Annotated in this window: 12 protein-coding genes; 10 read left to right on the top strand and 2 right to left on the bottom strand. The window is 42.0% G+C overall.

Annotated features, from left to right (window positions below; genetic code table 11):
- Positions 1–104: 104 nt before the first annotated feature.
- Both aceF and aceE read right to left on the bottom strand, forming a co-directional pair.
- Entirely contained in the window at positions 105–1,997 is a 1,893-nt protein-coding gene (gene aceF, locus I8J31_RS10650; RefSeq protein ID WP_199468543.1) for a dihydrolipoyllysine-residue acetyltransferase, read from the bottom strand.
- A gap of 91 nt (positions 1,998–2,088) precedes the next feature.
- Positions 2,089–4,755: a pyruvate dehydrogenase (acetyl-transferring), homodimeric type gene (aceE, locus tag I8J31_RS10645; RefSeq protein WP_199468542.1), complete on the bottom strand. Its 2,667-nt coding sequence runs from the start codon at positions 4,753–4,755 to the stop codon at positions 2,089–2,091.
- A 984-nt stretch (positions 4,756–5,739) separates the two neighbouring features.
- Here aceE and nadC point away from each other — a divergent pair.
- The 10 genes from nadC to I8J31_RS10595 all read left to right on the top strand — a co-directional run bounded on the left by nadC (position 5,740) and on the right by I8J31_RS10595 (position 14,607).
- Positions 5,740–6,591: a carboxylating nicotinate-nucleotide diphosphorylase gene (gene nadC, locus I8J31_RS10640; protein ID WP_199468541.1), complete on the top strand. Its 852-nt coding sequence runs from the start codon at positions 5,740–5,742 to the stop codon at positions 6,589–6,591.
- Complete coding sequence (locus I8J31_RS10635) at positions 6,591–7,781, top strand: acetate/propionate family kinase (RefSeq protein ID WP_199468540.1); 1,191 nt, start codon at positions 6,591–6,593, stop codon at positions 7,779–7,781. Before nadC ends, I8J31_RS10635 begins: the two co-directional genes overlap by 1 nt.
- Positions 7,782–7,826: 45 nt before the next feature.
- A complete protein-coding gene (gene pta, locus I8J31_RS10630; RefSeq protein ID WP_199468539.1) occupies positions 7,827–9,926 on the top strand; it encodes a phosphate acetyltransferase in 2,100 nt (699 codons plus the stop codon).
- Between the two features lie 93 nt (positions 9,927–10,019).
- Positions 10,020–10,460, top strand: coding sequence for a hypothetical protein (locus tag I8J31_RS10625; protein ID WP_233402710.1), 441 nt, complete (start codon positions 10,020–10,022; stop codon positions 10,458–10,460).
- An 81-nt stretch (positions 10,461–10,541) separates the two neighbouring features.
- A complete protein-coding gene (locus I8J31_RS10620) occupies positions 10,542–10,991 on the top strand; it encodes a pilin (protein ID WP_199468538.1) in 450 nt (149 codons plus the stop codon).
- Positions 10,988–11,938, top strand: a complete 951-nt coding sequence (locus I8J31_RS10615) for a GspE/PulE family protein (protein ID WP_199468537.1) — start codon at positions 10,988–10,990, stop codon at positions 11,936–11,938. The genes I8J31_RS10620 and I8J31_RS10615 overlap by 4 nt, the downstream gene beginning before the upstream one ends.
- Positions 11,925–12,989, top strand: a complete 1,065-nt coding sequence (locus tag I8J31_RS10610) for a type II secretion system F family protein (RefSeq protein ID WP_199468536.1) — start codon at positions 11,925–11,927, stop codon at positions 12,987–12,989. The genes I8J31_RS10615 and I8J31_RS10610 overlap by 14 nt, the downstream gene beginning before the upstream one ends.
- Complete coding sequence (locus I8J31_RS10605; protein WP_199468535.1) at positions 12,990–13,784, top strand: prepilin peptidase; 795 nt, start codon at positions 12,990–12,992, stop codon at positions 13,782–13,784.
- On the top strand, positions 13,781–14,404 hold the full coding sequence (gene coaE, locus I8J31_RS10600; protein WP_199468534.1) for a dephospho-CoA kinase: 624 nt from the start codon (positions 13,781–13,783) through the stop codon (positions 14,402–14,404). Before I8J31_RS10605 ends, coaE begins: the two co-directional genes overlap by 4 nt.
- Entirely contained in the window at positions 14,383–14,607 is a 225-nt protein-coding gene (locus I8J31_RS10595; protein WP_199468533.1) for a DNA gyrase inhibitor YacG, read from the top strand. Before coaE ends, I8J31_RS10595 begins: the two co-directional genes overlap by 22 nt.
- The last annotated feature ends 25 nt before the right edge of the window (positions 14,608–14,632 follow it).

Below are 14,632 nucleotides of genomic sequence, written 5' to 3'. Positions count from 1 at the left end.
TTCAACATACATCAAGCTACTAGAAACAAGGTTCCCTTCCAACTTTAAAAAACAAAAAAAACCGCATATTAAATGCGGCTTTTAGTAACTCTAGAGTAAAAATATCAAAGCGTTAAACGACGTAAATCACTTAACATAGAGTTTAAATAGGTCATAAAGCGACCAGCATCACCACCATTTACGGCTCTGTGATCATATGACAAACACAACGGCAACATAGTACGTGGCTCAAACTCTTTACCATTCCAGCGAGGCTCGATATCGGCTTTTGATACACCAAGAATCCCCACTTCAGGACAGTTAACGATAGGAGTAAATCCTGTACCGCCAATCGCACCCAAACTAGAAATAGTAAAACAACCACCCTGCATATCTGCTGGTTTTAGCTGCTTATCTAACGCTTTCTTGATCAGTTCATTCGCTTCTTTCGCAATTTGCACAACGGATTTTTTATCCGCATCACGCAATACTGGAACCACTAAACCCACCGGTGAATCAACAGCAATACCAATATGCACATAATGTTTCTGAACATAGCTTTCACCATCGGCCATTAACGAAACATTAAAACTTGGATTAGCAACCATAGCTTGTGCAACCGCTTTAATCAGGAATGGCAGAGGAGTCAACTTGACACCTTGCTTCTCCATTTCCCCTTTCAAACCTTTGCGGAATGCTTCTAAGTCTGTGATATCAGCCTTATCGAATTGCGTAACATGCGGTACAACAAGTGCGTTGCGAACCATGTTTTGAGCTGTCAGCCGTTGGATCTTACTCATCTTAACAAGATCAACGTCACCAAATTTACTAAAGTCCATATCAGGAACAGTAGGCAAACCAGCACCGCTGGCAACACCAGCCGCTGGAGCGGAAACCGCTTTCTGAACAGCGGCTTTCACATAGGCATGCAGGTCTTCTTTGAGAATCCGACCGCGGGGACCTGTAGGACGAACAAGGGACAGTTCAACACCTAATTCTCGGGCTAACATACGGACGGCTGGGCCAGCATGTACCTTAGTAGAAGGCGTAGACAAAACAGCAGATGATTGCTCAGTCACAGGGGCAGCGGTTTTAACAGGAACGGCTGGAGTAGCTTTTTGCTCTACTGGAACCGAAGCGGCTACAGGGGCAGAAGAAGCTTCAACGTCAAGTTCAAGAATCAAATCACCTTCAGAGACCTTGCCGCCTTCCTTAACTGATATTGATTTAACAGTACCCGTTTTAGGAGCAGGAATTTCCATGGAGGCCTTATCTGTTTCAAGAACGATAATAGAATCACCCTCTTCAACTTTATCACCAACAGAAACGGCAACCTCAATTATCTCAACACCTTCCGCTCCGCCGATATCAGGGACATTAACAACCTCAACACCACCAGCAACCACTTGAGCCACAGGCGCTGGAGAAGCAACGGCCTCAACAGGAGCTACTGCACCAGTAGACTCCGCAGCCAATATTAAAATGTCAGCACCTTCTGAAACAGTATCTCCAACTTTAATGGAAATACTGCCAACCTTACCTGAGAATGGCGAAGGAATGTCCATCGACGCTTTATCGGTTTCCAATACAATGAGAGAGTCACCTTCAGCGACCACATCACCTTCGGCAACACAAACTTCAATAACTTCCACATCCGTCGCGCCACCTATGTCTGGCACAGACACCTTTTCTTCGCTAGAAGAGGCTGACGAAGCAGCAGGCACAGGCGCAGATACTACAGGTGTTTCTTTCGCTGCTTCAGGAGCAGAAGAAGTTGCACCTTCAACTTCAAGCACAAGAATTTCATCGCCTTCAGAAAGCGTATCGCCTTCTTTAATAGAAATACTAACTACTTTACCAGCCATAGAGGATGGAACATCCATAGAAGCTTTATCTGTTTCTAGCACAATAATAGATTGGTCAACTTCTACCATGTCACCAACCTTAATACTGATCTCGATAACTTCGACATCAGTCGCACCACCAATATCCGGTACTCGAATGATTTCAGTACTCACAGAAATCTCCTTTGTCGTATAGACGCATCAAACTTTAAAATCTATCTGGCTTAGACAAATGCCCAAGCCAGATTCCTAGCTTGTTATGTAATTAGCAAGTCACTGGATTTGGTTTTTCTGGATCCAGACCAAACTTGGCAATTGCCTCACCAACTACAGATGCATCGATCACACCATCTTGCGCGAGTGCATTCAAGGCAGATACCACAACCCAGTAACGGTTAATTTCAAAGAAGTGGCGCAACTGAGCACGCGTATCACTACGTCCAAAACCATCAGTACCAAGTACATTATAAGTACCCTTGATGAATGGGCGAATCTGATCTGCGAACAGTTTAATGTGATCTGTAGACGCAATAACAGGACCCTTACCAGCCAAACACTCTTCTACATAAGACGGACGAGCATCTGCTTCTGGATGTAACATACTCCAACGACTTGCATCTAAACCTTCACGGCGCAATTCATTGAAAGAAGTCACACTCCATACATCCGAGTTAACGCCGTAGTCTTCAAAGAGTATTTTCGCTGCTGCTTCAACTTCACGGAGTATTACGCCAGAGCCAAGTAATTGAACTTGTTTCTTATTCGCTTTTTTCTCATGAGTTTGAAGTTTGTACATCCCCTTGATGATGCCTTCTTCGACACCTTCTGGCATATCTTCATGGGCGTAGTTTTCATTCATTACTGTTAAGTAATAGAAAACACTCTCTTTTTCTTTATACATACGGCGCAAGCCATCTTGAACGATAACAGCAACTTCGTATGAATAAGTTGGATCATAAGAAACACAGTTCGGAATCGTTCCGGAAAGAATATGGGAATGCCCATCTTCATGCTGCAACCCTTCACCGTTCAGTGTTGTACGACCAGCAGTAGCACCAATCAAGAAGCCTCGAGCCTGAGAATCACCCGCCGCCCAAGCTAAATCACCGATACGCTGGAAACCAAACATTGAATAATAGATGTAAACAGGAATCATAGGTAGATTGCTGTTACTGTAAGAAGTAGCCAACGCTAACCATGAAGAGAATGCGCCAGCTTCGTTGATACCTTCTTGTAAAATTTGACCATCAGCGGATTCTTTGTAATACATAACTTGAGTGTGATCATGCGGTGTATAGCGCTGACCTTCACTGCTGTATATACCCAACTGACGGAACATACCCTCCATACCAAAAGTACGAGCTTCATCAGCAAGAATTGGCACAACATGCTTACCAATTTTTTTGTCTTTCACCATGACATTCAGTGCACGAACAAAGGCCATTGTTGTCGAAATTTCACGACCTTTTGTGCCTGCAATTTGAGCTTTAAACGCTTCTAAAGAAGGAACTTCAAGCGCTTCGCAATCACGACGACGTATCGGAAAATCACCATGCAATTCTTTACGACGAGCGCGCAAATATTGCATTTCTGGGCTGTCTTCTGCAGGTCGGTAATAAGGTAAATCTTTTAGCTCTTCATCACTGATTGGAATACCAAACTTGTCACGGAATAGAGCCAGAGACTCCTCATCCAGTTTCTTAGTTTGGTGCGCGGTATTTTGCGCTTCAGCCGCTTTAAACATGCCGTAACCTTTAACGGTTTGCGCCAAGATAACGGTCGGCTGACCTTTGTGAGAAGTTGCTTCAGCATAAGCAGCATACACCTTGTATGGATCATGACCACCACGATTAAGATTCATAATCTCATCGTCAGTCATATCTTTAACCATTTCTAATAACTCAGGGTATTTGCCAAAGAAATGTTCACGAGTATAAGCACCACCATTTGCTTTGTAATTCTGAAGTTCGCCATCGCATACTTCATTCATACGTTTAATAAGCAAACCTTTGTGATCTTTTTCAAACAAAGGGTCCCAATGACGACCCCATAGACATTTAACTACGTTCCAGCCAGCGCCACGGAATACGCCTTCTAACTCTTGAACAATTTTACTGTTACCACGAACAGGTCCATCAAGACGCTGCAAGTTACAGTTAATGACGAAAATTAGGTTATCTAGATGTTCGCGCCCTGCTAAAGCAATTGCCCCTAAAGATTCTGGCTCATCACACTCACCATCACCTAAGAAAGCCCATACCTTACGATCACCTTGATCAATAAGACCACGGCTATGTTGGTACTTCATAACATGAGCTTGATAAATAGCTTGTAGTGGACCAAGCCCCATAGATACCGTTGGGAACTGCCAGTAATCAGGCATCAACCAAGGATGAGGATAAGAAGAGATACCTTTACCATCGACTTCTCGACGGAAGTTATCTAGCTGTTCATCAGTCAAACGACCTTCAATGTATGAACGTGCGTAAATACCTGGGGAAATGTGTCCTTGAAAAAAGACCATATCCGCTTCTTGCTTACCGTCATTACCACGAAAAAAGTGGTTAAAACCAATATCATAAAGCGTTGCGGCAGAAGAAAAGCTCGTAATATGACCACCAAGTGTTGAATCTACTCGGTTGGCTTTCATCACCATTGCCAATGCATTCCAACGAATTATGGAACGAATTCGACGCTCCATAAATATATCACCAGGTAATGGCGTCTCATTTTGAGGAGCGATTGTGTTCCGGTAAGGTGTAGTGATGGAGGATGGCATTGACGTACCAGCTTTTGAAGCTTCATTCGTCAAACAATTTAGAATGTATTGCGCGCGTTCAGGACCTTCTTCGCGAAGGACAGACTCAAGCGCATCGATCCACTCTTTGGTTTCAATTGGATCAATGTCTTCGAGAATATGCTGCTCAGTCATCGTGTTAATAACTCCCGCTATTAGAACAGATAGTTAACCTACCAAGAACCTTATGTATTAACGCCTTGGAGGCTACTTAAACGAACCGTCGGCAGTTGTATGAATAGCCATACAAAAACCAGCCAATTTAAGATAAAACGACACCCTATTTCTTTTAAAGCATCGCTTATCTGTGTTTTCAACGCTGTTTTCAATTAAACAATCATTGTATCGACCACCAAGAGACTTGGTCGGCTCGCTTCCAGTTAGGGTTTGGTTCATCAAACCCATTATTAGTTTTTATGTACGTTTAGCTTTAACCAAACTCACAGAAAAACTTAAAACTTATTTACTAAATTCCATCTGAGAAAAAACCTCTGCATCCAAGAAGAGGTATCTACATCATTCGTTTATTTACGAAAAATTTGCGGAAAATACGCTTTAGACTTATAGAATGTAGTTCTCCATAGGGGCGTAAGATTAACACCTAATCAAAGAATCGCCTAGCCATCCATCGCAAGATTGCTTTGCTTACAAGGCTTTTGAAGCTTTTCCATTCTCACATTTTTGCTAAAACCATGCGTTCAAAAGCACGAAATACCGCTGAAATAGTGGAAGCGCCCACCAACATCCTAAAAAAACACATCATCAATAAATAAAATTAATTTTATGTATTTTCTACAAAAAGCTGTCGCGCATCTCAAAAAAACCAATAGAAACAGCTTAAAAAACAACCAGAGAAAGCAAACATCCATACCCCATATAGACAAAACCAGCCTACACTGAAATCTCTACTACAAATTGAATGACATGAATGAACCTTCATTTTAGAGCTTAAAAAAACAGACTAATTAAGTTGAAAAAGAAGCCTCACCAAGAGGTATAAATGGAGCTTTTTTCAGAAATGGCTAAATAAATCAATCAATACCAAATAATCAACACTGACGAGTATAAAATATAAAGCTACAATACGACCTTTATTGGCGACAAAAATTAGGGTAGAACATGACACAGCCAAACGCTCTGCTAGCCGAGCACATCCAATCACAAGTTGCCTTTGCATTAGCAGAGGATGTCGGCTCAGGCGATATAACCGCTCAACTGATTCCTGATGAGCAACAAATCACTGCTACAGTCATTAGCCGCGAACCTGCAATATTATGTGGACAAGCATGGGTTAATGAAGTGTTTAAGCAATTAGGCAATACCGTTTCCATTACTTGGCATAATAATGAAGGTGACACATTAGCGGTAAATCAGGTTTTTCTAACCCTTAAAGGTCATGCACGTAGCATCTTAACAGGGGAAAGAGCAGCGCTAAATTTCTTACAAACGCTTTCTTATACTGCAACCATTACTGGACAATATGCCAATATTGTTGAAGGCACCAAGCTCACTATTCTTGATACCCGTAAAACCCTTCCCGGTATGCGGTTAGCACAAAAATATGCCGTTACAGTAGGCGGTGGACAGAACCATCGCATTGGCCTATATGATGCTTTCTTAATCAAAGAAAATCATATCATGGCTGCTGGTTCGATTAGCAACGCCGTATCCATGGCAAAAACAATTGCTCCTGGAAAACCTATTGAAGTCGAAACTGAAAACCTAGATGAGGTTGCTATGGCCGTTCATGCTGGCGCCGATATCATCATGTTGGATAACTTTTCTTATCAAGACATGAAACAAGCCGTTGCAGAGTTTAGAGGTCAAGTGAAATTCGAAGCTTCTGGTAATATGGATCAAGGTAGGCTTTTAGACGTTGCTGCAACAGGCGTAGATTTTGTATCTATCGGAGCCTTAACAAAACATGTTCAAGCAATAGATCTCTCTTTACGCGTATCTCAGGAGCAATGATGAAGGATGGTATATTAGTAATCAACTGCGGCAGCTCATCGTTAAAATTTGCGGTTCTCAGCCATGCAGGTCAACACATCCTCGTTGAAGGTATTGCTGACAAATTGGGTTCTAATTTAAGTAGCATTACATTTAAATGTGATGGTGAAAAGAAGCAAATTATTCTCGATGACGGCAGTCATAAAAACGCAATTACGCAAATAAAACTATGGTTAGATTCACATCCGAATATCCATGATTCATTAATTGGTGTTGGGCATAGAGTGGTTCATGGTGGGGAAACCTTTAGCAAATCAGTATTGATTAACCAAAAGGTGGTCGATGGTATCGAGGAATGCGCAAAATTCGCACCGCTTCACAACCCAGCCCATCTGAAGGGCATTGAAATCGCCTCCGAGCTTTTCCCTGGACTCCCTCAAGTCGCGGTGTTTGATACGGCATTTCATCAAACCTTAACACCAGAGCAATACCTTTACCCTATTCCGATGGGGCTTTATCGAGATCATCACTTCCGTAAGTACGGTTTTCATGGCACGAGCTATCGCTACATTAGCAAGCAATTGGCTACTATTTCGAAAGGCAGTCATCAGCAAGGTGTATTGGTTGCACACCTAGGCAATGGTGCCAGCATTTGCGCAATAAATCAGGGCGAATCTTCAGATACTAGCATGGGCATTACACCACTTGAAGGTCTTATGATGGGCACTCGGTCTGGTAGCTTAGACCCAAGCCTACTCTCTTTCATTAGTCAGGCCGAGGACATTTCCGCCCAAGCAGCGCTAGACATTCTTAATAAAAAAAGTGGCTTACTGGGCATATCAGAGCTATCTAACGATTGCCGGACTCTTGAGGAAGCAATGACTTCTGGCGATGAAAGAGCAAAACTCGCCTTAGAGATGTTTGCGGCAAGAACAGCGAAATACCTAGCCAGCGCAGCAACAACTTTAGAGAATATTGACCACATAGTTTTTACTGGTGGTATTGGAGAAAACTCCAGCTACCTTCGACAAGCCGTTTGTAACCGCTTGAAAGCGTTCAATATCAGTATAGACTCAGAGTTAAATGAGAGCGCCCCTCGCGGTGAAAACTTAAATATTAAAGCACAAACCTGCACCACGAATGTTTGGGTTATTCCAACCAATGAAGAGCTAATGATCGCTTTAGACACTATTAACTTGATCCAGCATTAATCGATATTAACAGAACAAAAATCGATCGACTTAGGACTTTTAGCTATGTCAATAAATGTACTTATGACAGTACCAACAGGCCCCGGCGTCGGCTTGACATCTGTATCAGTTGGTCTTGTTCGTGCACTCGAACAGCAAGGCTTAAAAGCCAGTTTTTTCAAGCCCATTGCCCAACCTCGCCCCGGCGATACGGGCCCTGATAAATCAACCGCCATGGTATCACAAGGCTCGTTATTAACGCCTGCAGAACCGATATCGTTACAGGACGCAGAAAGATATTTATACAACGATAATATTGATGAGTTAATGGAAGAAGTTGTCGGGCGCTTTCAAGCCAGTGTAGAGCCCGATTCTACTGTTATTGTTGAGGGTCTAGCACAAATCCCAGGTCACCCTTATGCAACTCGGCTCAATAAGGCCATCGCCAGAACTCTTGATGCTGGGCTTGTTTTAGTGACGGCCCCCGGTGATATGCGCGTCAATGAACTTGAGCATCATGTGGAAATAGCTGCAGGCTCCTATGGCGGAATAAAAGCGGCAGATGTCATTGGTTGCATTTTAAATAAAACTCCTCTTGGCTCCCTAGGCGCAAAGTCCTATGGTGACCTATTTGCACAACGGGGTATTTTCAAACGCAATTTCAGTCTATTAGGACAAATCCCTGTTTCTGATGAACTTACCTTCCCACGAGTTAAAGACGTTGCAGACTTTCTAGAAGCCAAAGTCATTAATGCTGGAGAAATAGAATCCCGCCGAGTGCAATCTTATACTCTATGTGCTCGCGGTGTAGAAAACATGTTAGAGGCATTGAGACCTGGCGTTTTGGTATTCACTCCAGGTGATCGCACCGACATCATTATGGCGACAGCCATCGCCGCGTTAAACGACACTAAAATTGCCGCCCTTGTTCTCACGAGTGGTTATCAACCCAGTGAAGCTCTGATGATTTTATGTGGTAAAGCGATGGCCAAAGGGCTACCTGTCCTTTCTGTAGATACTAACAGCTGGGACACTGCCATCACCATGCAGTCATTCAATCAAGAAATTCCACTCGATGATAAAGAGCGCGTGTTAAATGTTAAGGAACATATAGCCCGCTGTATCGATCATGACTGGATAAACTCATTTGCTCTCAACCAAGAAGAAAGAAAGCTTTCTCCTCCAGCCTTTCGGTTTCGTCTCATCGAGCAAGCACGGGCACTTAATAAACGAATTATTCTTCCTGAAGGAGAAGAGATCCGCACCATCCAAGCAGCCTCTGTTTGCGCTGAAAGAGGTATCGCTCGATGTACCTTATTAGGCAATAAAGCGGAGATTGTTCGCATAGCCCAAAATAACGGTATTGAACTCGATGCGAGCGTTGAAATTGTCGACCCAGAAAGCATTCGTGAAAACTATGTTGCCCCTATGGTTCAGCTAAGAAAGAAACGCGGTTTAACTGATATTGTGGCTCGCGAGCAGCTTGAGGACAATGTGGTGCTTGGCACCATGATGCTACAAATGGGTGACATGGATGGCTTGGTATCTGGCGCCATTCATACCACAGCAAACACAATTCGCCCTGCTCTTCAGCTGATTAAAACTTCGCCATCAGCAAGTTTGGTCTCATCGGTTTTCTTTATGTGCCTCCCAGATCAGGTTCTCGTATATGGTGATTGTGCTATCAACCCCGACCCTACCGCGGAACAACTCGCAGAAATTGCCATACAGAGTGCCGATTCAGCCACTGCCTTTGGCATAGCACCTAAAGTCGCCATGATTAGCTACAGTACTGGTGGTTCTGGTAGTGGTAATGACGTAGATAAAGTAAGAGAAGCCACAATCATTGCTCAAAACCGTCGTCCAGACCTACTCATCGACGGACCATTGCAATACGATGCCGCTATTATGGAAAAAGTGGCTAAACAAAAAGCACCTGATAGTAAGGTCGCCGGCAAAGCAACTGTGTTTATTTTCCCCGACCTAAACACCGGCAATACGACCTATAAAGCGGTACAACGAAGTGCTGAGGTGGTCAGCATTGGCCCTATGCTACAAGGGATCCGTAAACCCGTTAATGACTTATCCCGTGGTGCTCTGGTCGACGATATTGTTTACACCATTGCTATAACCGCAATTCAAGCAAGCCAACTAGAAAACGCTTAGCTACTCACCCTGTGTCCAATACCATCCATATAAATCGATGGTATTGGACATCTCTCTCATTCCGCATTAAGCTCTAGTAAGAATACTTGTTAATTGAATCCCTATTTGTCTATTTGTAATCAAGTGGTGGCGTTAATGTCTGGTAGTCTTCCTCACACCATTGCAATAACTAACCATACCCTGCCGAATGCTAATTCCACAGGGTACACCCCGTTCGACCTACGTTCCGATGAAGACAAAAATATCGCCGCTCTTAATGCCCGCAATGCAAAAGCGTCTAGTGACTTTGTTGTCACCATATCCGAAGAGGGACAAGCATTATCCCAACATAGCAAGCCTCAATCTGAAGAAATGAAAGCACAGCCTTTATCTAAAAATGATATTCAGAAAGCCGAAACGGTAGAGGTGCAAGCATCAAACTCCCGAGAGGAGTTAGAGAGTATTCAAAGTATTGAAGAAAAGCATCAAGGTGAGCTAGAAGACTATCAAGATAACGATGCCCATACGGGACATTTTTTAGACGACATTGTTTAGTCTAGTCAATTTAGTAACGACAAACTAAAAACCATGTTTTAGCAGGATGCTAAAATAGAATATTCAAAGGAGTGAAGAAAGATGTCTCACAAACCTTTTGCACATGGATTCACCCTATTAGAACTCATGGTAGTTATCGCTATCATCTCCATACTGGCCAGTGTCTCTGCTCCTACTTTTACTCGACAAATCACCAAAGCGAAATTGGTTGAAGCACAAAATCTAGCCACACAACACCAATCCTTGGTAGAAGAATATATTCTCTTAGAAGGCCTATTTCCTACCACAACTGAATTCGATCAAATCAAAACAACGCTCAATGACGATACAATCGTCAAGTCAATTTCTGTTAGCCAGCAAAATGATGATACGGGTCACCTCATTATTGCTCTTAAAAAGAGCACCGGAATAAAAGAAAATCAAAATATCACCTATATTCGCGACTCAAATAAAACTTGGCACTGCACTTCAGATATAAATCAAAACGTTCTTCCTCAGCAATGTGACAGCTTAGAAGGAGAAGAAGAATGACTCTAGAAGAAATCATTTCAAACGCCATTAATAACAATGCCACGGATGTGCATATTGAACACACCCATTCCAGTGTAAAAATCTATCAGCGCAGTTATGGGAAGTTACACACGGTCGCGACACTGCCCAGTGATAGTAACCTCATAAATCGTATTAAAATTCGCTCCAATCTAGATTTATCTGAAACGAGAAGAACTCAAGAAGGGCAGTTTTTGTTTACAGAAAAAAGCCGTAGTACTTTTATCAGAGTCAGCATCATAGCAACGGTTAAAGGTGAAAAAACCGCACTCAGGTTACTGCCGGAAAAAAGCCGCTTACCACTAGACGAAATAGGCATACAAAAACCTTTACTGCAAACATTAAAATCGACCTTAAAGTCTCCAAGTGGTTTGATTTTGGTCTGTGGAGCAACAGGCGCAGGTAAAAGCACTAGCCTGTACTCATGCCTGGATGTATTAAACACAGGAAACAAAACAATTTTCACAATAGAGGACCCTGTAGAATACGAAATTTCTGGCCTCTTTCAATGTGAGCCAAACAAAGCAATTGGTTTAGATTCCGCCGCCCTACTCAAATCGTTCCTAAGACAAGACCCAGATATCATTATGGTTGGAGAAGTACGTGATGCAGTTACCGCAAACCTTGCAGTAAATGCCGCCTTAACAGGCCATCTCGTATTAGCCACATTACACACGAATTCAGCCTTAGATGCGATTCATAGATGTCATGGCTGGCAAGTCGATTTCTTTTCACTGGTCAGCTCATTAAAATTGATCATTCATCAATCCATGTCTTACAAAACAAACTCACAAAAACCTATTTTTAATGGCTTACTACCAAGATGGGAAAATAACCTTCCAAGAGATTATGAGTCCCTGATTTCTTTATCAGGATTATGGCAGGCTTTTAGCTATAAAGCGGAAGACCCCCAAAATGCCATGGTATAAAATAAAATATGACGATGGAGAAATTGAATATCGTTTTAGTCACGCTGAAAAAGAAATCCTTTTCAATTGCATCAAAAAAGGGCAATGGAATGTCAGCATAACGAGATGGCACCCTAAAAAACTAAATTACAAAACGCTATTGACCTTTTATGAAGAAGTACAGAATGCCTTACATTCAGGCCTACAACTTAATGAAGCCTTAGTTCATTTGGCCCAATCCTCAACCCATACTGACTTAGCGAATATCTGTAAGACCATATTAAGTGAATTAGAAAATGGCGCTATCTTAAACACTGTTTTGACAAAGCTTGCGGACCGCCACACAGCCCCTTACTGCCAACTATTAAATTCTCAAGGTTCTCGGGAAGACTGTGAAGAAAGCCTAAAGCTATCTATTACACAATTAAACACTCTGTTGGCCTGGTCTAGACGCCTTCTAAAAGCCATGGTTTATCCATGCTGTATCATTCAAATCGCCCTCTTAATGAGTGTATTAAATACCGCTTTTTTATCTAGTCAGAGCCTTACTTTATCTTTTAGGCTTATCCATGATATCGGTATCTATCTATTTTGTAGCTTAATCCAGATTTTGATCATCACCAGTCTATATAAAGGTAATGCCTGCAATTGGTTAGAAACATATAGTCATAGCTTCCGTCTAACCAAATTTTTTTCACTGCTAGCGACAACGAGAAAAACAGGTTACCCGCTACAACAAGCTTTGAAATCTATGCCGGAATATTTTCAGCACAAAACAATGCAACACGAGATTTTAAAAGTGTATTATTCCCTTCGTCTTGGCCACAATTATGGTGACTGTTTTCCACAGCAATGGTTTCCTAATGAATCAGCAATTGCTTTACATTCAGCAGAAAAAGATGGTGATATTGAGCGGGCTCTACATTTAGCAGCAAAAGAACACGAAAGACGTTGGCAGAAGAATGTCACTTTTTTAGAAAAATCAATTCCTGCTCTCTGCCTTTTTATTGCAGGCGCTTTTGTTGCTTCAACACTATTATCCTTATACGCACCACTCATAGAGACACTATAAATGAGCGTTACTTTAGTAGAATGTTTTTTGTATGCCTTGGTTATTTTAAGCTTAGGCAGTTATTCAGCGGCCTTTTCGATAAGGTGGCCAATAAAACAACGGCATGAATGGAATAAAGAAGCACACCAATTACTAGAGCAAACCTTTACAGCTCCCTTTCCAAATGAAGCAGCAAGCAAAAGGTCTCATTGTCCTCACTGCCAACATACATTAAATTGGAAAGATCTCTTCCCGTTACTTAGCTTTCTCTTGCTGAAAGGTAAATGCCGATATTGCAAAAAAATGATATCTTATCGATACCCCATTATCGAATCTCTTCATTTTATCTGTTGTCTGCCTTTATTATTCTTCTATCAAGACGTGTATCAATTAGCACTCATGACGATTCTTATCAGTGCCCTTATTACTTCGGCGTCAATTGACTTCGAACATAGATTGATACCAGATGAGTGCAATGTGATTGCATTAGGTTGCGCCCTACTTAGCCACCTGCAATCAAATACATTAAATAATAGTGTTTTAGCTATGCTAGTAGGCTATTCCAGTTTATATCTTCTGAGGTGGGCCTATTTAACATTAAGACATAAAGAAGGACTGGGCTTGGGTGACGTAAAGCTTGTTGCGGCGCTAGGGGCTTGGTTGGGCATCATGAATTTAGCGCCGCTATTACTTTGTGCAAGCTTAGGCGGAATCTTATACACTGTTGTGATAACACGAAAAGCTCCGACACAACTGGCTTTTGGACCATTTTTAATTTTTTCAGCAATTATTTTATTTTATTATTCAAAACTATGACACATAACCCCCCTATTGTTGGACTGACTGGTGGTATCGGCTCAGGTAAAAGCACTGTCGCTCAACTTTTTAATACATTAGGAATTCAGAGTGTGGATGCTGATGATGTAGCTAGAATTGTTGTCCAATCAGGCTCCCACTGTTTAAAAAAAATTCAGCAACGCTATGGCGATCGAATACTGTTAGAAGACGGCACCTTAAACCGCAAGACACTTCGGGATATCATCTTTGACCGAGCAGAAGAAAGAGTCTGGTTAGAAGAACTTACACATCCTGTAATCCGTGAAGAAATCAGACGTCAACTTAGTTCTGTCTCTTCCAGCTATGTTCTGCTAGTTCACCCCTTACTATTTGAAACACACCAAAATGAAATGTGTGAGCTCATTGTCGCTATTGATGTTCCAACTGAGCTACAACTTGAACGGGTGATCAATAGAGATAATTCCACCCTTGATAAAGTAACAAAAATAATGGCAACTCAACTACCTAATGAAAAACGCAAGAGTCGTGCCGACCTAGTATTGGAAAACACTGGTAATACTGTAGATTTGAGTGCTAAAGTCCTAGAATTACACAAGAAAATCTTAGAGTTATTACAATGTCGAAAAGCAATCCCTTGACCCTAGTTAGCTGTCCAACTTGCCAAAAGAAAACACCTTGGTCTAATGAAAATATAGACCGTCCATTTTGCAGTTCACAATGCAAACTAATTGATCTTGGAGAGTGGGCCAGTGAATCTTATGCTATTCCACAGCAAACATCCGAAGAAGACGAAGTTTTTTCAGAAGAACTGGTCGTGAACCCAAATAAGTCATTCTTATAATTTGTAAACAGGATATGCATTCTTT

This window comes from Marinomonas transparens (assembly GCF_016463975.1).
Classification (GTDB): Bacteria; Pseudomonadota; Gammaproteobacteria; order Pseudomonadales; family Marinomonadaceae; genus Marinomonas; species Marinomonas transparens.
The sequence above is the reverse complement of the archived record's forward strand: the minus strand, read 5'-3'. Positions and strand labels throughout refer to the sequence as shown.